The organism is Nocardia spongicola (genome assembly GCF_047200775.1).
In the GTDB taxonomy this organism is placed as follows: Bacteria; Actinomycetota; Actinomycetes; order Mycobacteriales; family Mycobacteriaceae; genus Nocardia.
Map to the genome: position 1 here is coordinate 78,370 of NZ_JBJZOO010000011.1, position 20,843 is coordinate 99,212.

Here is a 20,843-nt window from a genome sequence, read left to right on the forward strand (position 1 = left end):
GTGCGATGTCCACCCCACACGGCCATGGACCGCGGCCGACGACACGTGTGCGGCCCTATGCCCTTACCTCGGGGCGTACCGAGCCCGCGATCGACCTCCCATTAGAGGCGGTAATCGAAACTTTGTCGTACACTGCCCATCTCGACTGGCCGTCAGGTGATATCCGCACCGAGATACTCCGGCTCGGCACGCACCGGCTGTCGGTCGCGGAAATCGCGGCACATGTGGACCGGCCACTCGGTTTGGTCCGGGTAGTGATCGGCGATCTCGTCGTCGACGGCACCATGCGCGTGCATTCGACCCTGACCGAAGAGGCAAGCTATGACGAGCGACGTTCGCTGATGGAGAGGACATTGCGTGGACTCCGCGCCCTTTAGGAATCTGGGGCCCAGTAGAGATCTCGGGCCGAGCGGGAATACTATGCCGGGTGCCCCCCCGGGAGCCGACGGCTTCGAAAACCGGATGGCCTCGACGAAGATCGTGGTCGCAGGCGGCTTCGGCGCGGGCAAGACAACGTTCGTCGGTGCGGTATCCGAAATCGTTCCGCTGCGTACCGAAGCGATGGTGACTCGTTTCTCCGATGGCATCGACGATCTCGCCGAAACGCCGGAGAAGGAAACCACTACCGTCGCGATGGATTTCGGCCGGATCATCCTGCCGGGTGATCTGGTGCTCTATCTTTTCGGTACGCCGGGACAGCGACGGTTCTGGTTCATGTGGGACGATCTGATCCGCGGCGCGATCGGTGCCGTAGTGCTGATCGATACCCGGCGACTGGAAGACAGTTTCGCCGCGGTCGACTTCTTCGAGGCGCGCAAGCTCCCGTTCTTGATCGCGGTGAACCGTTTCCCCGATGCGCCACGCTTTCCCATCGCCGAGCTGCGCGAAGCGCTGTCGGTTCGCGAGGGCGTACCGATCGTGGATATCGACGCGCGCAATGCGGTAGAGGTGCGCCAAGCACTGGCCGCGGTCACCGAATACGCGATCAACCAGCTGAAAGCGAGCGAACTGGAAGGAACCCTCCGGCATGCATGAGGTCACGATGCTGGCCTCGGGTACGGGAACCGGGACTACCGTCGACCAGTTCGCCCTCGGCTATTGGCTGGTCCCGCTGTCTCTGGGGATCTCGGTGCTCGGCGCGACGATCGGTCTCGCCTGTATCAGGCATGGGGCGCGCTCGGTCAAGTTCCGGCTCGTATGGCTGGCCACGGCGGCGATGTCACTCGGTGGTGTCGGGGCATGGCTGGCCACAGCGGTGGCCATGCTCGGGCTCAAAGTGCCTGGCAGTGTGATGTACTACGACTCCGGCAAGCTGACCGCGGCCTTGGCAGTGGCGATCGTGACGGTCTTCGCGGCGCTGCTGGTCGTCGGACGCACCCCGCAACTGCCGCTGCTGCTTTCCGGCGGGCTGATCCTCGGCCTCGGCCTCGGCCTCACGAACTACCTGGGTATCGGATCGATCATGATCCAGGGATCGGTCGAAGTATCTGTCTGGCTGGTCATTGTCTCCGTCGCCATCGGGGTGCTCACGGCGATGGCGACACTGTGGTTATTCTATATGGGGAGCTTCCCGCTGGCCCAGGCCGCGGCAGCACTGTTATTCGGCATCGGCGTGACCGCGACGTACTACACCGCGCTGGCCGCACTGCATTTCGATGTGATTCCCGGATCGGGAGTGCCGGAGGGCACGAAGTTGTTCGACTTCGTGTTCCCGATGTTCATCATCGGATTGCTCTCCCTTGCGGTGCCGATCTCGGCGGTGCTGATCGCGCCGGACCGCAGGGCTGAAACGGCCCTGCCTGTACCACATCAGCCCACCTTGGAACCTGCTCGCTGATCCGCGCCAACACTCATCGATCGCGCTGCGGTGGTCTGTTTTCTCCGCGGCTATCCGGCCCGGCCTCCGTTGCCGATTCTCCGCTGCGCGATACCACTGCCCGAAGCGGATTCCCCGCGATGCCCCACGCACACTGACCCCGCCGACTTACAGTGGAAGCCATGCGTTTCGGTCTGGAGTACACCGCTGGACGCCCGGGGGGTGCGGCGATACGCGCGGCGGGGTTCGACTTCGTCGTACGGTATCTCGCCGATGGGGGGCCGCGCCTTCCCGGCAAGCTACTCACTCCGGCCGAGGCCGATGACTTGCGCACACACGATATCTCGATCGTGTCGAACTGGGAGATCACGGCCGCTCGGATGCTGGAGGGCTATCCGGCAGGCGTTATGGATGCGCGCGCGGGCCTCGCGCAGGTGCTCGACTGCGGTGGCCGTGCGGATCGTCCGATCTATTTCTCCGCCGACTTCGATGTCACACCGCAGGACCAACCGCGTATCAATGCCTATCTGGCCGGTGCGGCGACCGTGCTCGGGCGCGCGAACGTCGGCATCTATGGCGGATATTGGCCGATCAGCCGCGCACTGGACGCGGGATACGCGGCATGGGCATGGCAGACCGACGCATGGTCCGGCAACACCGTGGAGAGCAGACGCGCCATCCATCAGACCCACCGCCAAATGACTGTCGACGGCGTGCTCTGTGCTGTGCACGAGGCCGAACCGACCGATTTCGGCCAGTGGGATTTCATCGGACAGGAGGATCCGGATGTGATCCAGGAACACGAGGCGGTACTGCGCGATATCCAGGTTCAGTTGCGTGGGCCGAGCCAGGCCGGGTGGCCGCAACTCGGGACCACCTCCGATGGCAGGCACCGAACCCTGGTCGACGCGCTGGCCGCGGCACTCGCACAACTCGGCGAGGTGGACAACCGATCCACCGAGTTACGCATACATATCGCTGAATTACGCACCGAGATCAGTGAATTGGAAGCGACTGTGGCCGAGCTCGTCGAACAGGTGCGACGGTGGGATCGGCCGGACTTGCCGTGGCCGCTGTCTCTGCTCACCGGTCCCGTCGCCCTGGTGGGTACGCAGTTGGCCCGACTGGAGCCCCTGTGGCCGGATTTCTTTCCCCGCTTGCCAGGACATGACCGGAATGAACAACGAAACGGGCCGAATGCCCATAGCTCGCAAGAGTGGCGATGAGCGGGTTCTCCTAGGTCCAAGAAGAACCCGCCCTCGTGGGTGAGGGTACCGACAACCTCATACGAATGCAGCCGTTTTCAGCCGAAACACGGTCACGCGTCACGCTGGACCCGGTATTGGTCACCTCTTTCGCGCAGAGCGCCGGAGGAGATTAGCGCACAACGGCGGGCACAACGGGTGGATCGGCGAGGCAGTCACCGATCCACTTCTCCGCCCGAGCGCAAGACAGCGAACCTGGTTATCGTGGTCCGGTACGATGGCGTAATCGGGATGCCACCGACGGACGATCGCGCCGTCAGCTGAGGAAGTTCGGACCTGTGTGCGTATGCGCGAGATGGTCCACCCGGGCGAAGGTCCGGTATACACACATCTAGCTGGTAGACAACCACTGATCTCGTGATAAGGAACTCGTCATATGGCAGTCAAGCGAGCACCCTCGAAGAAGGTTCGCGCCGAGCAGGCCCGCCGTCCGAAGAAGAATCCGCTCATCGCCGCGGGCATCGAGACAGTCGACTACAAAGATGTGAACCTGCTTCGCACATTCATCTCCGACCGCGGCAAGATTCGCAGCCGCCGGGTTACCGGTCTCACCCCACAGCAGCAACGACAGGTCGCTGTCGCGGTGAAGAACGCTCGTGAGATGGCGTTGCTGCCGTTCACCAGCCGGTAGACAGCGCGGCAGGCCTACTGGACCGGGTGGTCGTCGGCTCCGGTCGATCACCCGGACAGCCACCCCGGCTAGGGTGACGATATGCATCGGATCCGGGCCGGATACATCACCACCGCTATGGCCGCGGTACTTGTCTGCCTCACCGCCACCGGCTGTGGCGACTCGAACACGGGTGGCACGAATTCGAGTGAGGCGCAGCAAAGTACCGCGAGCTCGACTACCTCGACTACGGAGCCGGATACGCCGACCGAAGATCCGAATGGAAACAGGGGCAACCAGTTCACTGCCGACCCGACCATCGTGGGCGCCCGCCCGATCCCGTTCCAATCGTGGACCCGGTTGCCTGGCGACAAGATAGCGGTGAACTTCCAAACCGGTACACCGGAGTGTTACGGGGTCGATGCCACAGTCACCGAAACCACCACCACCGTCACGGTCGAGCTGCGCTCGGGCAGGCGCGCCGATGCGGCAGGCCGAATGTGCACGATGGTCGCGGTCTACGGCACCCTGGAAGTACCGTTGAAAGCACCGCTGGGCAGCCGAACGGTACTCAGCGCGGTGTAGACCGCTTGGTTCGTCCAGCCGCCCGGCCGGACGGCATGGCACACACGTCGCGCCGGACCAGCGGCCCGGCGCGACGGCAACCGAACGTCGTCTGTCTCAGTGAGCGAAATGGCGGGCGCCCGTGAGGTAGACGGTCACGCCTGCCTCACGGGCGAGATCAATGGTTTCCTGGTCGCGTACCGAGCCACCGGGCTGGACGATCGCACGGACACCGGCTTGGATCAGCGTCTGCGGTCCGTCCGGGAACGGGAAATAGGCATCGGAAGCGGCCACCGCGCCCTTGGCCCGGTCACCGGCCCGCTGGACCGCGAGACCGACCGCATCCACCCGGTTGACCTGCCCCATGCCGACGCCGACCGCAGCCCCATCCTGCGCGAGCAGGATCGCATTCGACTTCACCGCACGGCAGGCACGCCATGCGAACGCCAGGTCGGTAATGGTCTGTTCATCCGCTGGCGCACCCGCGACCAGAGTCCAGGCGGCCGGATCATCGCCCTCGGCATCGAGCACATCGCGCTGCTGCAGCAGAACACCGCCACTGATCGGACGCAGTTCGGCACCCGCGCGCTGCGGCGGCGTGGCGATGAGGATGCGCACGTTCTTCTTGCGCTGCAAGACTTCTACCGCACCGTCGGCATAGGACGGCGCGACGATCACTTCGGTGAAGACCTCGGCGACCTGCTCGGCCATTTCCAGGGTGACCTCACGGTTCGCGGCGATCACCCCGCCGAACGCGCTGACCGGATCGCATGCGTGCGCCTTACGATGCGCGTCGGCGATATCAGCGCCGAGCGCGATACCGCAGGGGTTCGCATGTTTGATGATCGCGACCGCCGGAGCCTCGTGGTCGAATGCCGCGCGCCATGCGGCATCGGCATCGACATAGTTGTTGTACGACATCTCCTTGCCGTGCACCTGCCGCGCCTGCGCCAGTCCTGGAACGCCACTGCCATCGGTGTACAGCGCGGCAGCCTGATGCGGATTCTCCCCATAGCGCAGCACCGCCGACCGTTCCCACGTCCCACCGAGCCATTCGGGCAACCGCGTCGCCGTATCGCCTGCCGCCCCCTCGGCGGCAAGCACGGTGGTCATCCAACCGGCCACTGCGACGTCATAACTCGCGGTGTGCTGGAAAGCCTTGGCTGCCAAAGCCGTTCGTTCGGCCAACGTGAAACCACCCGACTTCACCGCAGCCAGCACCCCGTCGTAGTCGCCGCTGTCGACCACTACCGCCACCGAGGGATGGTTCTTCGCCGCGGCACGCACCATGGATGGCCCGCCGATATCGATCTGCTCTACACACTCGTCCTGGCTCGCCCCGCTTGCCACGGTCTGTGTGAAGGGGTAAAGGTTCACCACCACCAATTGGAACGCTTCGACACCGAGTTCGACCAGCTGGTCGATATGCTCCTGCTTACGCGAATCGGCCAAAATACCCGCGTGCACCCGCGGGTGCAATGTCTTGACCCGGCCGTCGAGGGCCTCCGGAAATCCGGTGAGATCCTCGATCTTGGTCACCGGAATACCCGCGTCGGCGATCCTGCCTGCGGTGGACCCGGTCGAGACCAGTTCGATACCCGCGGCATGCAGACCGGTCGCGAGCTCGATGAGGCCGGTCTTGTCGTAGACGCTCACCAGCGCCCTGCTGATCGGTGTGCGTTCACTCACCGGAGAACTCGCTCATCTGGGATAACTGCCTTTCGTCCATCGGAGACAATGCCTCGTGTCGCGACGGCGGCGACAACCTCCGCCAGCAACCGCCGCTCGACCACCTTGATGCGCTCATGCAGGGTGTCCTCATCATCACCGGGTAACACCCTGACCGCTTCCTGCGCGAGAATCGGCCCGGTATCCACACCCGCGTCGACCAGATGCACTGTGCAGCCGGTTACCCGCACCCCATAGGAAAGCGCGTCACGGACTCCGTGCGCACCGGGAAACGCGGGCAGCAACGCTGGATGCGTATTGATGATCCGGCCACCGAATCTGCGCAGGAAAGCGGGGCCGAGCAGCTTCATGAACCCCGCCGATACCACGAGATCCGGGTTGTAGGTCGCGACAGCGTCGGTGAGCGCGGCATCCCACGCGGCACGATCGGAATAGTCCTGCAACCGCACCAGGAAATGCGGCACACCCACAGTGTCCGCGTGGTCGGTTGCGGCGCAGCTGCGGTCGACGCCCACAGCGATGATCTTCGCCGGGTAGCCGGGTACAGCGGCGGCCTCCAGCAATGCGCGCAGTAGCGAGCCGGTACCAGAGGCCAGCACAACGACGGTGGTCGGCGCCGAGGCCGGCTTCCACGGGGCGTGCGGTGACGTCAGCGCTCTACTCCTGCGATCGTTCGTATGGCGGACGGATGCGGCACCGCCGGGTTAGAGCCTAACGACCGTCCATCCGGTCACTGTCCGGCAGGTCCGCCTCCACCACCTCGGCATCGACGATGTCCGGCGTAGCGTCGTAGCCGGAGCCGATCCCGATGACAGCGGGCTCATCGACGAATTCGGCGTCGAGTTCTCGCCCGCGGTAGTCGCCGTAGTCCGGATTCAACTGACCGTCGTGGTATTCGTATTCATCTTCCGCGTAGTACCCGGTATAGCGCTGGTCCGCGTCGGTGCCGTACTCACCATAAGGATCGCGGTAGCTCGCTGGTAACGAGCCGACCGGAACGAGGAACCACCGCGCGAACGCCAAACCCACGCAACCGGATATCGCGAGCCAGCCGAAGGTGATCAGCGCGAAGATCGGTGGCTCGAGTCCGACCCTGCCGAACGTGCCAAGCTCACCCCCTGCGATCGAGCCTGCCACCGCCAGCATGAGTGCCGCCGATGCCGCCGAGGTCACCGTGGCCAACGGCGCGGTGATCCGATCAGTGGAGGTACGGGCACAATCCAGCCCGCCGAGCACACCGACAGCCGCGGGGAGGACCAACAACACCGGCCACCATCCCGCTGCCGGACCGACCGGCGCCGCGGCAAGCAGCGGCACCGCCGGAATCGGGCCATCGATCACGGCGAACACCCCGAAAGACGCATCACCGATATGGGCACTGGAGCCGACCAGCACGCCGACAGCGTGGACCACCAGATTCGGCAGATAGACCAACGAGAGCAGAGTCAAGCCGAGCACATCCACGGCGTCGCCCGCCGATTGATAGGTATCGATGACCCGTGCACCGTGCGCGAGCAGCGATACCAGGGCTACCACAGCGGCGCAGCCGAGCAGGCGCAGCACGGACCTGCTCGCACCGTAGAGTCCGGAGATAGCCCAGTCGGGCAAGCGCAGCAATACGAACAGCTGCCCGCGGGTCCGGCTCGCGATACCTCCGATGGCAGCGAGCGCATACAATCCGACGACCCACGCGAATGCCGCGAGCGTATTCGGCGGACGCAGAGCGAGGGCAGCCGAGGCATCCGCGATGACCGCGAGGCAGATCGAGGTCACCACCAGCGGACCACCTATCGCGGCGCCGAGGATCCAGCCGAGATCCGCTCTGGTGTGATGTGGCGGCACGGCCCGCGCGCATTCGCGGCCGGCCAGCCAGACCAGTAATACGGTCGGCAACAGCGGAAGCAGCCCGAGCCGGGTACTGCCGATGACCAACGGGACCTGGTGCGTACCCAGCCACCCGGCGGCGATAACACCCGAAGCGTTCTCCAGATCGCCGCCCGAAGTCAGCAACGTGCCGAACGCGAGGACGATGATAGCGGTCAGCCCGAACAGGGCAGGGCGGCTCGCGACCGAGACGAGGACCCTGGCCCGTTCCGGGGACAGCGACAGAAAGCTCACCTCGTGGGGGTGCGGCTGCGGCGCGCGGGCACCATCGGTCCGGCGCGCCAAGGCATTTCTCGGGGAGCTCATGGCTTGTCAGGGTGGCAGCAGGCCCGGCGCGAACGGGGCAGGCGCGCCGCAGCGCCGGGGAGAGCTGCCACTGGTCTTACTTGTTGTCTTCCGAAGAGCGGAATGCCTGGGTGGCATCGGACGAATCGCCACTCTGCTCACCCTCGAACGGTCTGTTCTGCTGGCTCGGCGGAGTCTGCTGCTGCCCGAATCCCGGCGAACCATACGGCGACTGCGCGCCGGACGACTGCCCACCGAAAGGCTGGTTCATGCTCTCATCCGTATGCGCCTGCGCGCCGTAGGGCGAATTCTGCTGGGGCGCACCGTAGGCCGTGGTCGGCTGACCCTGCCCATAGGCAGGCTGCTGCTGGGCATAGGGCTGCCCCTGCCCGTAAGCCGGCTGGCCCTGCCCGTAACTCGGCTGGCCCTGGCCGTACGGCGAAGGCTGCCCCTGGAACTGCGCCGGGGCGGACTGTCCGTAACCGGGCTGTCCGTAGCTCGGCTGTCCCTGCCCATAACCGGGCTGGCCCTGCTGTCGCTGCGCGAAAGGCTGCTGCCCCTGCCCGAAAGGCTGCTGCCCGTAGCCACCCTGGCCGAAGCCACTCGACGCGGTGGCCGGGCGGGCCGCAGGGGCCTTCAGGATGCCTACCTCGAACAGCACCGCGGTGATCGCGAGCGCGGCCTGCACGAACGCGAGCACGAGCAGGACGAACGCACCGGCCTTCAGTTCGGTGCCTTCACCGAAGCTGAACGACTGGAACAGCAGTGCGAAGAAACCCGCGGCTGAGGCCGCGGCGGCCGCACCGGTCCAGCTCTGCTTCGGCAACAGCGACAGGCCTGCGAGCAGACCGCCGAGTAGCAACAGGCCGAGCAACGCCGAGCCGGAGCCCACTTCGAACAGATTGGCTGATTCCGGCGCAGTGACCTGAGTACCGCCGAAATCGATCGGCTTGGCGCCGAGGAACGGCAGGAAGCCGAGCACAAAGTTGATCACGCCGAGTGCTGCCACACCCACCACCAGGAAGAACGGCAGACCTTTGGCATCGGAACCGGCATCGCTCGAACCTGAACTGGTGCCACCCGAGGCCGGGTCGTGGCTGGATGGTGTTGCGGGTGAGGGTGTGTTGTACCCGGAGCCCCCGGTCGGGTAAGACATGTCGTCGTCTCCTAATCGAGTCGTCTTCATTCACGCGGCTGGATTACTTCTGACGCTACTGCACTTCCCCGGGCAGGTCACACCCCGCACTACCGGCAGGCGCGGGTGAACTCGCCCGCATTCAGGCAGGTCGGACACACCTGCTCGAGCAGGACAAGCACATAACGACATAACTACGCGGTCAGGAAACAACAATTACCGGGCCGGCACGCGGCCGTCCATACATACTCCGTCACACACAGCGAAGGCCGCCTCCGGATCCGGAGGCGGCCTTCGAGCCGATACCAGGGTCAGGCGCTGATGCTGGCCTTCTCCAAGATCTCGCGAGCCAATGCGGCGGTCTCGGACGGCGTCTTGCCGACCTTAACGCCCGCGGCCTCCAGCGCGTCCTTCTTTGCCTGGGCGGTGCCCGACGAGCCGGACACGATGGCACCCGCGTGGCCCATCGTCTTGCCCTCCGGAGCGGTGAAACCGGCCACGTAGCCGACCACCGGCTTGGTGACATTGGCCTTGATATAGGCCGCGGCCCGCTCCTCGGCATCACCGCCGATCTCACCGATCATCACGATCAGCGAGGTCTCCGGGTCCTGCTCGAACGCCTCGATGGCATCGATATGGGTGGTGCCGATGACCGGGTCGCCACCGATACCGATGGAGGTCGAGAAGCCGAAATCACGCAGCTCGTACATCATCTGGTAGGTCAGTGTGCCGGACTTGGAGACCAGGCCGATCGGACCCTTGCCGGTGATATCGGCCGGGGTGATGCCGACCAGCGACTCACCAGGAGTGATGATGCCGGGGCAGTTGGGACCGATGATCCGAGTCTTGGTGCCCTTGTCCACGTTGTAGGCCCATGCGTAGGCGGTGTCCTGTACCGGGATGCCCTCGGTGATGACCACCAGCAGCGGGATCTCCGCGTCGATGGCTTCGAGGATGGCGCTCTTGGCAGCCTTCGGCGGCACGAAAACGATGGAGACATCGGCGCCGGTCTCCTTCATGGCCTCGGCGACAGTGCCGAACACCGGCAGCTCGATCGCGTTGCCATCCTTGTCGAGATGGCTGACCGTGGTGCCCGCCTTGCGCGCGTTCACACCGCCGACGACCTGGGTGCCCGCCTTCAGCATCAGCGCGGTGTGCTTGGTGCCCTCACCGCCGGTGATGCCTTGGACGATGACCTTGGAATCCTTGTTCAGGAAGATAGACATTACTTTTCGTCCTTACTCGGCCGTCGTTATCGGGCGGCTGCCAGTTCGGCGGCCTTATCGGCGCCTTCGTCCATTGTCTGTGCCAGCGTCACCAGCGGGTGCGCGGCATCGACGAGGATCTTGCGGCCCTCGTCCACCCGGTTGCCGTCGAGGCGGACCACCAGCGGCTTGTCGGCGCTGTCACCCAGGATCTCCAGCGCCTTCACGATGCCGTTGGCGACCGCGTCGCAGGCAGTGATCCCACCGAACACATTGACGAACACGCTCTTGACCTGCTCGTCGTTCAGGATGACATCGAGCCCGGCGGCCATCACCTCGGCCGAGGCGCCACCGCCGATATCCAAGAAGTTGGCAGGCTTCACACCGCCGTGGCGCTCACCCGCGTAGGCGACCACGTCCAGGGTCGACATGACCAGACCCGCGCCATTGCCGATGATACCGACCGCGCCGTCGAGCTTGACGTAGTTGAGATCGTTCTCCTTGGCCTTGACCTCGAGTGGGTCGGTCGCGTCTTTGTCCGCGTACGCCGCGTGGTCTTCGTGGCGGAATTCGGCGTTCTCGTCCAGCGTGACCTTGCCGTCGAGCGCGAGGATCTCATCCTGCGGCGTACGCACCAGCGGATTGACCTCGACCAGGGTGGCGTCCTCGGAGACGAACACCTCCCACAGTTTCTGGATGGTCACGGCCGCGGCGTCGAGCACCTCGGCGGGCAGATGGCCTTGTTCGGCAATCGATCGCGCGAATGCCAGGTCGACGCCCTCGACCGCGTCGACGGGGACTTTGGCCAACCGCTCCGGTTTGGTCGCGGCGACCTCTTCGATCTCCATACCGCCCTCGACCGAACACATGGCCAGATAGGTCCGGTTGGCCCGGTCGAGCAGGAAGGAGATGTAGTACTCCTCCGCGATATCCTTGGCCTCGGCGACAAGGAGCTTCTTGACGATGTGGCCCTTGATGTCCAGGCCGAGAATGTTCTGTGCGTGAGTGAACGCGTCATCCGTGTCCGCGGCGTATTTGACGCCGCCGGCTTTACCGCGGCCACCCGTTTTCACCTGGGCCTTGACCATCACCGGCTTACCGATTTCCGCCGCGATGGCGCGGGCGTCCTCGGCTGTATCCGTAACGCGGCCCTCGGACGAAGGCACTCCGTGCTTAACGAAGAGCTCCTTCGCCTGATATTCGAAGAGATCCATGTACTCACCGTCTCGTCTGCGTTGTGATGACAACGTCTTTGTTGGCGGCCCGACGTCGGAAGCGGGTCGGGTCGGACTCTAACCAGTCACATGGACGGCCAATCGGCCACATACATCCTAAGTGGCGCAGGTCACGCGATGGCGCCGGGAGGGACAAAAGCGCTGGCCAACGCTACTGGCGAGTAGGGTGCCCGCACCGCGCCAGGTGGGGGCCATCGACCCCGGAGCCGAGCCAGGAACTACTACAACTTGTCGTCGAAGAGCCTCTCTGCTATGCCCGATTCGCGGTGAGCTATTCCGGAGTATTTAGTGATCAATCTCACATGTTTGTTGTGGAATGTGCACACCGCTTGTGAGCACGCAATCGTTTCGTTACCGTCATTCCCGGTTGATGTCACAGCACGGTCACGAAAGCACGGCAGGAGGACGGCAAGCTTGACGCAGCACAACGCTCCGCGGACGGAGAGCCGCTCCGCATCCCATCGCTCGGCATCTCACCGATCGGCATCGCCGGCTGAGCGACAGCCGGGCTTCCTTCGCGGCACGATGCGGCACCGCCGATGAACCACAGCTCCTCATCCGTTTCCGGCGAGCGGACCCGGTCGAAACACAGATACCGGCCGGACGATGAGCCGTTCGCCGTAGGCGGCAGGCCCCTCGACCCCACTGTCGACCGGCCACGCAATTCCAGGCACAGCTCGGTGATACCCGATAGCTACGACTCGTACGGCAGCTACGGCTCCCACAGCGACTACGCGGACAGCGGACCGGATTACGCTGCGGATACTCCGGCCGCGGACTACGCCTACGACCAACCGACCCATGGCTACGAACAACCGGCGGCCTATGGCTACGACCAGCCCGCCTGTAGCTACGAACAACCGGTCGACAACGCCTCCTGGGGCGCCGACGACACGTTCATGGCCGATCCGGCCGCCGACAGCGTATGGGCCCAGCCCGATTGGGCGCAGGAGAACTCCTGGTCCGACGGCGATGCGTGGGACTCCGGCGCCGCATGGAACGACCAGGAATCCTGGGCGCCTGCCGATGCCTGGTCGAACGAGCGGGAGATAGCCGAGCCTGGCTACGAATCGCCTTGGGGCACCGAGCCGGGGACCGCCGATCAGGAGTCCGGCATTCCGGCCACACCGACCGTGATTCCCCCTCGCCGTGCGGCGGGTAGACGAAGCGGGGCACACCGAGTACCCGCGCCACCCGCTGCCCTCAAAGGTCGCGCCGCGGTCGCCGCGGTCGCAGCAGGCGCGGTCGTCGCCGCCGGGCAGGCCACCTTCGCCTCACCCGAACAGTCCTCGAAGTCCATCGACTACGAAGCCGCTGGGCAGATCCATGAGATCGCCGCGCAGGCGATGAACGTATCCGACCCTGATCCCTCCCCGGAATCACCGCAGATGCTGAATGTTTCGGCATCAGCCGATCTCGACCAATTCAACGACATTCTGCAGAAGGGCCAGAAGTACGCCGAAGACCTCGCCGCTCAGGAGGCCGCGAAGCTCCGCCCGCTGTTCACCAGGTTCACCTCGGGCACCTTCACCTCCGGATACGGCGCCCGCTGGGGAGTACAGCACCTCGGCATCGACATCGCAGGCCCGGTCGGCACCCCGATCTACGCTGTCGCCGACGGCACTGTGCTCGAAGCCGGTCCCGCCGGGGGCTTCGGCATGTGGGTCCGGCTGCTGCACGATGACGGCACCGTTACCGTCTACGGCCACATCGATACCGCTACGGTGTCTCAGGGACAGCGAGTTCTGGCCGGTGACCAGATCGCCACCATGGGTAACCGCGGATTCTCCACAGGACCGCACTGCCACTTCGAGGTCTGGCTGAACGGCACCAATAAGGTCGACCCGGTTCCTTGGCTGGCCACCCGTGGCATCAGCCTCAATTCAGGACGTGACTGAACACGGGCACCCCTGCTGCGCACACACCCCTACGGTGCCGCGGCGATAGCAAGGCCTAATAGCGCGACGACCTTGACGACTTCCAAACCGATGTACCAGTAGTGGGCGTGTGAGCGCGGCAGGTCCTCACCAGCAAGGACCCGGTCCGATCGGCGGGTCAAGGGCGGACGCACCACCAGAATCTGCACAGCGAGCAGCATCACCGCTGCGCCGAGCCACAGCCAGACTGCCGTATCCGGTATCACGATCGATGCCGCGAGCACCAGCAATACGGCGAGCACAGCCTCGATGCTGTTCAACGCCCGGAACACCAAGCGGCCGATACCGAGACCGAGCGGCACGGTGATCCCTGGCGCGCGAAACTTCAGCGGCGCTTCCACGAAGGAGATGGCCAGCACCATACCGAGCCATAGCAGGGGAAGAAACCATACGACGTGTTGCGCGACCGTGTTCATACCACGGACCCTACCGATGTGGCACGACCATGATCAGGGCCGAAAGGCACCAGGGCCGAAAGACTCTGTGATACCGGCCGACTGGTCCTCGCGGTAGCCGACGCGCTCAGAGCTTGACCAGGGTTCGGCTGTACTGCGGGATCAGCCGGATCTTACCCGCGGTACCGAAGTCGATGGTCACAGTGGCCAGCGGTCCGAAACCCTCGGCGGCGATCACGCGACCGAGACCGTATTTGTCGTCACTGACCCGATCGCCCACGGCGAACACCACATTCGTATTGTTGCGGGTCGCCCCGGCGGACGTCGGCCTACGCGACCCACCATCACGCAGGCCGGGGCGTGTCGAGGGCCAACCGTCACCCCGCGTCCAATCCCGCGCCAACCCATCATGATCACCACCGCGGCGGCGGCTCCCCCCGGTTGCGATCTGCTCGACCGGCTCCAGTCGTCGCCAGTCGATGAGATGTCCCGGAATCTCCTGCAAGAAACGTGATTCCGGATTGGAAACCGGCTGCCCCCAACCGGAACGCACCATCGCACGCGTGACATACAGCCGCCGCCGTGCTCTGGTGATGCCGACATAGGCGAGGCGGCGTTCCTCGGCCAATTCGGCCGGATCACCCAGTGCCCGCATATGCGGGAACTGCCCATCCTCCCAACCGGTGACGAACACCACCGGGAACTCGAGGCCTTTGGCTGTGTGCAGCGTCATCATCGTGACGACGCCGGAGCCTTCATCCGGGATCTGGTCGGTATCGGCCACCAACGAGACTCGTTCGAGGAATGCGGCGAGCGAACCGGGCTCCGGCTCCCCTTCGCCTGTCTCCGGCAGCAAGCCTTCGTCCCGAGCCGCCGCTATGTTGTTGTACGCCTCGGAACTGAATTCTCTGGCAACACTGACCAATTCGTTGAGGTTGTCCAGCCGGGCGCCATCCTGCGGATCATCGGATGCCGCCAGCTCGGCACGGTAGCCGGTACGCTCCAGCACCGCGTCGACAATGTTGCCCACATCCGGGAAATCCCCCTCCTGGCGTTCCCCTGCCGCCCGGATCTCATCGAGCAGGTCGAGGAAGCCCGCGATGGCCCGCTGCGCGCGGGTGTTCAGCAGCGCCACTTTGCCCTCGGCAGCAGCCCGCAATGCGGCGGCGAAACCGATGCCCTGCTGTTCGGCGTGTACCGCGACGCACGCTTCGGCCCGATCGCCGATTCCGCGACGCGGTGTATTCAGGATTCGGCGCAAGCTCACCGCATCGTCGGAGTTCTCCAGTACTCGCAGGTAGGCGACGATGTCGCGGACCTCTTTGCGCTCGTAGAAGCGGACCCCACCGACCACCTTGTAGGGCAAGCCCATCCGGATGAAGATCTCTTCCAGCGCCCTGGAGTTGTTGTTGGTGCGATAGAACACCGCGACATCGCGGTAACCGACCTCGCCCTGATCGACAAGTCGATCGATCTCGCGCGCCACGAACGACGCCTCATCGTGCTCATTGTCGGCGACGTAACCGGTAATCAGGTCACCCGCGCCCGAATCCGTCCAGAGCTTCTTCTCGCGCCGGTTCTCGTTGCGCGAGATCACCGCGTTGGCGGCGGTGAGGATGTGCTGGGTGGAACGATAGTTCTGCTCCAGCAGAATGGTCTCCGCCTCGGGAAAATCGCGCTCGAACTCTTCGATATTACGAATAGTGGCACCGCGGAAAGCGTAGATGGACTGATCCGCGTCGCCGACCACACACAGTTCGCTCGGCGGCACCCGCCCCTCGGCACCCGCGTCGTCCAGGTGATGACCGACCAGCTCGCGCACCAAAACGTACTGTGCGTGGTTGGTGTCCTGGTACTCATCCACCAGCACATGCCGGAAACGGCGCCGATAGTACTCGGCGACCTGCGGGTGGTTACGCAGCAGCGCCACCGTCTCGCCGATCAGATCGTCGAAGTCCATCGCGTTCGCCGTGCGCAACCGGTGCTGATACTCGGTATAGACCTTGGCAACCAGGCCGGGTAGTTCGGCATCGTCCGCTTCGGCGTCCGCCACGGCTCCGGCCGGATCGATGAGTTCGTTCTTCAGATTCGAGATCGCGGTCGCCAACAAGCGCGCCGAATACTTCTTGGTGTCGATGCCCAGATCGCGGCTGATCATGGTGAGCAGGCGCCGCGAATCGTCGGCATCGTAGATCGTGAAATTCGAATTGCGTCCCGGCAGCAGCGCGGCCTGCGTCCGCAGTATCCGGACACAGCTGGAGTGGAAGGTGGACACCCACATAGCGCCCCCGCGCGGGCCGACGAGTCCGGTCACCCGTTCCCACATCTCCGCGGCGGCTTTATTGGTGAAGGTGATGGCGAGCACTTGGCCAGGAGTCACCCCGCGGGCGGCGAGCAGGTAGGCGATGCGGCGAGTGAGCACGGCGGTCTTCCCTGATCCGGCGCCTGCCACGATCAGCAGAGGCGATCCCGTATGCACGACTGCCGCGCGCTGCTGCGGGTTCAGACCGGTGAGCAATCGCTCGGCATCCGCCTCCGGTGCAGCGGCATGCCGCTGCACGGCTTCTCCGCCGACGGCCTGCGATTTCGCTGCCGGAGCAGGCCGCAGGACCTGATCGGCCTTCGTATCGGGAACCACCGTGATGTCCATCGTCCACCCACGCTACCGGCGGGCACCGACATTGTTGAAGTCCTTGATCATGGTCAAACCCTGATCACGGTGATATCGGTTCGGTACCGGGCACTCCAACAGCGGATGAACTCCCGCGGGTGGGGAGTCGAGTGGGACGACATAGTATTTACAAATGCAATCGTTTTGCATACTTTCCGGCCCATGGCAGACTAACGGCATGCTCAGCGCTCCAGCGATACCCCCGCGCCTGCGCCAGGACAGATGCCGCTATCGCGGGGCCGGTACCTGAGCACCTTTTCTGGGGGGACGATACGAGGCCCCTCCAGGTCTGTTTCACGGTGAAAGAACCGGTCGGTACCGGGGCCGAGCGCACGGGCCCGATCGATGTTCTGACGCGAGGAGATTAATGATGAGCACCCCTGCCACGACGACCGGGTCCGATTCCGCGTTGCCGCAGACCGAGGCCGAGATCGACAAACTCCGCAAGGAAATCGACCAGCTCGATGCGGAGATCCTGGCCGCGATCAAACGCCGGACAGAGATCTCCAGGATCATCGGCCGGACCCGGATGGCGTCGGGCGGGCCCCGCCTGGTGCACAGCCGCGAAATGAAAGTGCTCGAGCGGTTCAGCGAACTCGGGCAGGAGGGCCACACCCTCGCCATGCTGCTGCTGCGCCTCGGCCGCGGCCGCCTCGGCCACTGATCATCCCCCGAGCTGCCCGGATGCCCGCGGGCATCCGGGCAGCTCGTTCAGGTGAGAGCGATGTACTTGGTCGACAAGTATTCCTCGATCCCCTCGGTTCCACCCTCACGGCCGAAGCCGGACTGTTTGACACCACCGAAGGGAGCCGCTGGGTCGGAGATAACTCCGCGGTTGACGCCGACCATGCCCGATTCCAGCCCTTCCGCAATCCGGAGGGCGCGGTCGAGATCGCGCGTGTAGACGTAGCTGACCAGGCCGAATTCGGTATCGTTCGCGGCATCGAGTCCCTCTTGCTCGGTCTCGAAACCGATGATCGGCGCCACCGGGCCGAATACCTCCTCACGCAGAATCCTGGCCTGTGACGGAACGTCACCGAGGATGGTGGCCGGGTAGAACCAGCCTGGTCCCGGCTGCGCCTTACCGCCGAGCAGCACCGTGGCGCCTGCCGCGACGGCGTCGTCGACCAATTCCCCGACGGTCTGCAGCTGGTCCTCGTTGATCAGTGGACCGAGCGTCGTGTCCGGATCGGTCCCCGGCCCGAGCCGGGCACCATGTGTCATCGCCTCGACCAGTTTGGCAGTGAATTCCTCGCGGACACCGTTCTGCACGTGGAAGCGATTGGCCGCGGTGCACGCCTCGCCGCCATTGCGCAGCTTCGCCGCCATCGCACCCTGCACCGCCGCGTCCACATCAGCGTCGTCGAACACCACGAACGGCGCGTTTCCGCCGAGTTCCATCGAGGTACGCAGCAACCGATGCGCGGACTTCTCCACCAACGTCTTGCCGACCTCGGTGGAACCGGTGAACGTCAGCTTGCGCAGCCGGGCATCGTCGAGCAGCGGTTGGGTCACCGCGCTGGACCGGCTGGAGGTGAGCACCGAAAGCACACCATCGGGGAGGCCGGCCGCACTGCACAGCTCGGCCAGCAGCAACATGGTCAGTGGCGTAGCGGAAGCGGGCTTGACGATCATCGTGCAGCCCGCGGCCAGCGCGGGGCCGATTTTGCGCGTGCCCATCGCCAGCGGGAAGTTCCACGGCGTGATCGCAAGGCAGGGGCCGACCGGTTGCTTGTGCACCATGATCCGACCCGTGCCGGACGGCGCCTGTAGGTAGCGTCCGTGCACCCGCACGGCCTCCTCGCTGAACCACCGGAAGAACTCGGCGCCGTAGCGCACCTCATTGCGGCTCTCCGGCAGCGCCTTGCCCATCTCCAGCGTCATCAACAGCGCGAATTCCTCCGCGCGAGCAGTGATCTGCTCGAACACCTTCCGCAGGATCTCCCCCCGTGCTCGCGCAGGCGTAGCCGCCCATTCCGCTTGTACTGCGACAGCGGCGTCGAGCGCGCGCATCGCGTCGTCCGGCGTCGCGTCCGCGACGTGTGTCAGCACCTCCCCTGTCGCCGGATTGTGCACCGGGAACGTACCCCCGCCGGTGGCATCGACGGGGCCGCCGATCCACAGTCGCTTCGGTACGGCTTCGATAACTTCGCGTTCGGACACCATGCGGCCAGCCTAAGTCGTGCGGTAACGCACATCCCGAACACATGGCCGACACACCAGACGCGGAGCAACCGAAGGCACTGCTGCCGCACCGCGCCTGCCGGGACAACGCGAAAGGGAGACCGTGAGAAGTGCGGCATCACCTGGGATGTGATCGGTAATTCCCGATGCGGCACAGTCGAATTTCGATTCGGTGACGATACCGAGACACCCGACGCGCCACAGATGTTCCCGTGCACCACGCCGCGCCTGCTTGTACTCTCGGCGAACGTGAGCAGCGATATCACCGCGACGGCGGCATGGCGGAAACTACGCGAGCATCACAGCGCTATCGCCGGGCGACACCTCAGAGAGTTCTTCGCCGACGATCCGAACCGGGGCAGCGAACTGACCGTCCAGGTGGCAGACCTGCGCATCGATTACAGCAAGCATCGGGTGACCAGGGAAACCCTGCACCTGCTCGTGGAATTGGCGCGCGAGGCCGATGTGCCGGGACGCCGGGACGCGATGTACCGCGGCGAGCACATCAACACCTCGGAGGACCGCGCGGTCGGCCATATCGCGTTGCGGCTGCCCAAGAGTGAGTCGATGAGCATCGACGGGGTCGACGCGGGCGCCGAGGTACACGCGGTGCTCGAGCGGATGGGTGCGTTCGCCGACGCACTGCGCTCCGGGCAGTGGCGCGGCGCGACCGGCGAGCGGATCACGACAGTGGTCAATATCGGCATCGGTGGATCGGACCTCGGACCGGCGATGGTGCATCAGGCACTGCGGCACTATGCGGGAGGTGCGGCGGGAACAGACGCCGCGGCCATCGACGCGCGGTTCGTCTCGAACGTCGATCCCGCGGACCTGGTCGCGAAGCTGACCGGGCTCGATCCGGCTACCACGTTGTTCATCGTGGCCTCCAAGACCTTCTCCACGCTGGAGACGCTGACCAACGCGACCGCGGCCCGGCGCTGGCTGGTCGACGCGCTCGGCGCGGACGCCGTCGCCAAGCACTTCGTCGCGGTCTCCACCAATACCGAGCGGGTAGCGCAATTCGGTATCGACACCGACAATATGTTCGGTTTCTGGGACTGGGTCGGCGGCCGCTACTCGGTGGACTCGGCGATCGGGCTTTCGGTGATGGTTACCATCGGTAAGGAGCGATTCGCGGAGTTCCTCGCCGGAATGCACGCCGTGGACCGGCATTTCGCCACCGCTCCACTGGAGCAGAACGCGCCGGTGCTGCTCGGCCTGCTCGGCGTCTGGTACTCGAATTTCTTCGACGCGCAATCACGTGCGGTGCTGCCGTATTCGAACGATCTGGCCCGTTTCCCGGCATACCTGCAACAACTGACCATGGAGTCCAACGGCAAGTCGGTACGCGCGGATGGCACGCCGGTCACCACTTCCACCGGCGAGATCTTCTGGGGCGAGCCAGGCACCAACGGCCAGCACGCCTTCTACCAGCTGCTGCACCAGGGAACGCGGTTGGTTCCCGCCGATTTCATCGGATTCGCCCGCCCCACCGATGATCTGCCGACCAGCGATGGCACCGGCAGCATGCACGACATCCTGATGAGCAATCTGTTCGCGCAGACCAAAGTGCTCGCCTTCGGTAAAACCGCCGAGGAGATCAGCGCCGAAATGCACGCTGACGCCACGGAGAACTCCGATCACGCGCTGGTACCGCACAAGGTGATGCCGGGCAACCGTCCGTCCACCACCATCCTGGCGCCACAGCTCACCCCGTCGGTGCTCGGCCAGCTCATCGCCCTCTACGAACATCAGGTCTTCGTCGAAGGAACCATCTGGGGCATCGACAGTTTCGACCAGTGGGGGGTTGAGCTCGGCAAGCAGCAGGCGCTTGCCCTCGCCCCGCTGCTCACCGCCGAGGAAGAGCCCGATGCGCAGGACGATTCGTCAACCGATGCGCTGATCCGCTGGTACCGCGCCCATCGTTGACCTCGGCCCGCCTGTGTCCGCAGCTGCTGGATCGCTCTG

Annotated in this window: 18 protein-coding genes; 9 read left to right on the top strand and 9 right to left on the bottom strand. The window is 64.9% G+C overall.

The window, feature by feature from the left end; genetic code table 11:
- Positions 1 to 5: 5 nt before the first annotated feature.
- From ACL02S_RS18510 to ACL02S_RS18535, 6 genes are all read left to right on the top strand, one after another.
- Positions 6 to 377, top strand: a complete 372-nt coding sequence (locus tag ACL02S_RS18510; RefSeq protein WP_412803698.1) for a DUF742 domain-containing protein — start codon at positions 6 to 8, stop codon at positions 375 to 377.
- Between the two features lie 85 nt (positions 378 to 462).
- Positions 463 to 1,035, top strand: coding sequence for a GTP-binding protein (locus ACL02S_RS18515; protein WP_412803744.1), 573 nt, complete (start codon positions 463 to 465; stop codon positions 1,033 to 1,035).
- A complete protein-coding gene (locus ACL02S_RS18520) occupies positions 1,028 to 1,837 on the top strand; it encodes an MHYT domain-containing protein (protein WP_412803699.1) in 810 nt (269 codons plus the stop codon). Before ACL02S_RS18515 ends, ACL02S_RS18520 begins: the two co-directional genes overlap by 8 nt.
- A 161-nt stretch (positions 1,838 to 1,998) precedes the next feature.
- Positions 1,999 to 3,042 carry a DUF1906 domain-containing protein gene (locus tag ACL02S_RS18525; protein WP_412803700.1) on the top strand — a complete coding sequence of 348 codons (1,044 nt, stop codon included), beginning with the start codon at positions 1,999 to 2,001 and terminating at the stop codon, positions 3,040 to 3,042.
- 415 nt (positions 3,043 to 3,457) lie between these two features.
- Positions 3,458 to 3,712 (top strand): 30S ribosomal protein S18, encoded by a 255-nt coding sequence (gene rpsR, locus ACL02S_RS18530; protein ID WP_011211513.1) that lies wholly within the window; start codon positions 3,458 to 3,460, stop codon positions 3,710 to 3,712.
- A gap of 81 nt (positions 3,713 to 3,793) precedes the next feature.
- Positions 3,794 to 4,276, top strand: coding sequence for a hypothetical protein (locus ACL02S_RS18535; protein ID WP_412803701.1), 483 nt, complete (start codon positions 3,794 to 3,796; stop codon positions 4,274 to 4,276).
- Between the two features lie 96 nt (positions 4,277 to 4,372).
- On the opposite strand, the gene purH is transcribed toward ACL02S_RS18535, so the two are convergent.
- From purH to sucC, 6 genes are all read right to left on the bottom strand, one after another.
- The gene (gene purH / locus ACL02S_RS18540) at positions 4,373 to 5,944 is read right to left on the bottom strand and encodes a bifunctional phosphoribosylaminoimidazolecarboxamide formyltransferase/IMP cyclohydrolase (RefSeq protein ID WP_412803702.1); all 1,572 of its coding nucleotides are present in this window, start codon (positions 5,942 to 5,944) and stop codon (positions 4,373 to 4,375) included.
- The gene (gene purN, locus ACL02S_RS18545; protein ID WP_412803745.1) at positions 5,941 to 6,597 is read right to left on the bottom strand and encodes a phosphoribosylglycinamide formyltransferase; all 657 of its coding nucleotides are present in this window, start codon (positions 6,595 to 6,597) and stop codon (positions 5,941 to 5,943) included. The genes purH and purN overlap by 4 nt, the downstream gene beginning before the upstream one ends.
- 58 nt (positions 6,598 to 6,655) lie before the next feature.
- Positions 6,656 to 8,134 carry a cell division protein PerM gene (locus ACL02S_RS18550; protein WP_412803703.1) on the bottom strand — a complete coding sequence of 493 codons (1,479 nt, stop codon included), beginning with the start codon at positions 8,132 to 8,134 and terminating at the stop codon, positions 6,656 to 6,658.
- A 76-nt stretch (positions 8,135 to 8,210) separates the two neighbouring features.
- Positions 8,211 to 9,269, bottom strand: coding sequence for a DUF5336 domain-containing protein (locus ACL02S_RS18555; protein ID WP_412803704.1), 1,059 nt, complete (start codon positions 9,267 to 9,269; stop codon positions 8,211 to 8,213).
- 290 nt (positions 9,270 to 9,559) lie between these two features.
- A complete protein-coding gene (sucD, locus tag ACL02S_RS18560; protein ID WP_412803705.1) occupies positions 9,560 to 10,474 on the bottom strand; it encodes a succinate--CoA ligase subunit alpha in 915 nt (304 codons plus the stop codon).
- 26 nt (positions 10,475 to 10,500) lie between these two features.
- Positions 10,501 to 11,667 carry an ADP-forming succinate--CoA ligase subunit beta gene (sucC, locus tag ACL02S_RS18565; RefSeq protein ID WP_412803706.1) on the bottom strand — a complete coding sequence of 389 codons (1,167 nt, stop codon included), beginning with the start codon at positions 11,665 to 11,667 and terminating at the stop codon, positions 10,501 to 10,503.
- Positions 11,668 to 12,227: 560 nt separating this feature from the next.
- On the opposite strand from sucC, the gene ACL02S_RS18570 reads away from it, so the two are divergent.
- Positions 12,228 to 13,586: a peptidoglycan DD-metalloendopeptidase family protein gene (locus ACL02S_RS18570; RefSeq protein WP_412803707.1), complete on the top strand. Its 1,359-nt coding sequence runs from the start codon at positions 12,228 to 12,230 to the stop codon at positions 13,584 to 13,586.
- A 29-nt stretch (positions 13,587 to 13,615) separates the two neighbouring features.
- On the opposite strand, the gene ACL02S_RS18575 is transcribed toward ACL02S_RS18570, so the two are convergent.
- The gene (locus ACL02S_RS18575) at positions 13,616 to 14,041 is read right to left on the bottom strand and encodes a hypothetical protein (RefSeq protein WP_412803708.1); all 426 of its coding nucleotides are present in this window, start codon (positions 14,039 to 14,041) and stop codon (positions 13,616 to 13,618) included.
- Between the two features lie 106 nt (positions 14,042 to 14,147).
- Positions 14,148 to 16,670, bottom strand: a complete 2,523-nt coding sequence (locus tag ACL02S_RS18580) for a UvrD-helicase domain-containing protein (RefSeq protein WP_412803709.1) — start codon at positions 16,668 to 16,670, stop codon at positions 14,148 to 14,150.
- A 391-nt stretch (positions 16,671 to 17,061) separates the two neighbouring features.
- Here ACL02S_RS18580 and ACL02S_RS18585 point away from each other — a divergent pair, with 391 nt between their 5' ends.
- Positions 17,062 to 17,355: a chorismate mutase gene (locus ACL02S_RS18585; RefSeq protein WP_397250305.1), complete on the top strand. Its 294-nt coding sequence runs from the start codon at positions 17,062 to 17,064 to the stop codon at positions 17,353 to 17,355.
- Between the two features lie 47 nt (positions 17,356 to 17,402).
- On the opposite strand, the gene ACL02S_RS18590 is transcribed toward ACL02S_RS18585, so the two are convergent.
- Complete coding sequence (locus ACL02S_RS18590; RefSeq protein WP_412803710.1) at positions 17,403 to 18,857, bottom strand: NAD-dependent succinate-semialdehyde dehydrogenase; 1,455 nt, start codon at positions 18,855 to 18,857, stop codon at positions 17,403 to 17,405.
- A 267-nt stretch (positions 18,858 to 19,124) separates the two neighbouring features.
- On the opposite strand from ACL02S_RS18590, the gene pgi reads away from it, so the two are divergent.
- Positions 19,125 to 20,804 carry a glucose-6-phosphate isomerase gene (gene pgi / locus ACL02S_RS18595; protein WP_412803711.1) on the top strand — a complete coding sequence of 560 codons (1,680 nt, stop codon included), beginning with the start codon at positions 19,125 to 19,127 and terminating at the stop codon, positions 20,802 to 20,804.
- Positions 20,805 to 20,843: the final 39 nt, after the last annotated feature.

Bases quoted from the DNA above. Each gene is read 5' to 3' on its own strand.
- ACL02S_RS18510 (WP_412803698.1), top strand. From the start codon at position 6: ATGTCCACCCCACACGGCCATGGACCGCGGCCGACGACACGTGTGCGG.
- ACL02S_RS18515 (WP_412803744.1), top strand. From the start codon at position 463: ATGGCCTCGACGAAGATCGTGGTCGCAGGCGGCTTCGGCGCGGGCAAG.
- ACL02S_RS18520 (WP_412803699.1), top strand. From the start codon at position 1,028: ATGCATGAGGTCACGATGCTGGCCTCGGGTACGGGAACCGGGACTACC.
- ACL02S_RS18525 (WP_412803700.1), top strand. From the start codon at position 1,999: ATGCGTTTCGGTCTGGAGTACACCGCTGGACGCCCGGGGGGTGCGGCG.
- rpsR (WP_011211513.1), top strand. From the start codon at position 3,458: ATGGCAGTCAAGCGAGCACCCTCGAAGAAGGTTCGCGCCGAGCAGGCC.
- ACL02S_RS18535 (WP_412803701.1), top strand. From the start codon at position 3,794: ATGCATCGGATCCGGGCCGGATACATCACCACCGCTATGGCCGCGGTA.
- ACL02S_RS18550 (WP_412803703.1), bottom strand. From the start codon at position 8,134: ATGAGCTCCCCGAGAAATGCCTTGGCGCGCCGGACCGATGGTGCCCGC.
- ACL02S_RS18555 (WP_412803704.1), bottom strand. From the start codon at position 9,269: ATGTCTTACCCGACCGGGGGCTCCGGGTACAACACACCCTCACCCGCA.
- sucD (WP_412803705.1), bottom strand. From the start codon at position 10,474: ATGTCTATCTTCCTGAACAAGGATTCCAAGGTCATCGTCCAAGGCATC.
- sucC (WP_412803706.1), bottom strand. From the start codon at position 11,667: ATGGATCTCTTCGAATATCAGGCGAAGGAGCTCTTCGTTAAGCACGGA.
- ACL02S_RS18570 (WP_412803707.1), top strand. From the start codon at position 12,228: ATGAACCACAGCTCCTCATCCGTTTCCGGCGAGCGGACCCGGTCGAAA.
- ACL02S_RS18575 (WP_412803708.1), bottom strand. From the start codon at position 14,041: ATGAACACGGTCGCGCAACACGTCGTATGGTTTCTTCCCCTGCTATGG.
- ACL02S_RS18580 (WP_412803709.1), bottom strand. From the start codon at position 16,670: ATGGACATCACGGTGGTTCCCGATACGAAGGCCGATCAGGTCCTGCGG.
- ACL02S_RS18585 (WP_397250305.1), top strand. From the start codon at position 17,062: ATGAGCACCCCTGCCACGACGACCGGGTCCGATTCCGCGTTGCCGCAG.
- ACL02S_RS18590 (WP_412803710.1), bottom strand. From the start codon at position 18,857: ATGGTGTCCGAACGCGAAGTTATCGAAGCCGTACCGAAGCGACTGTGG.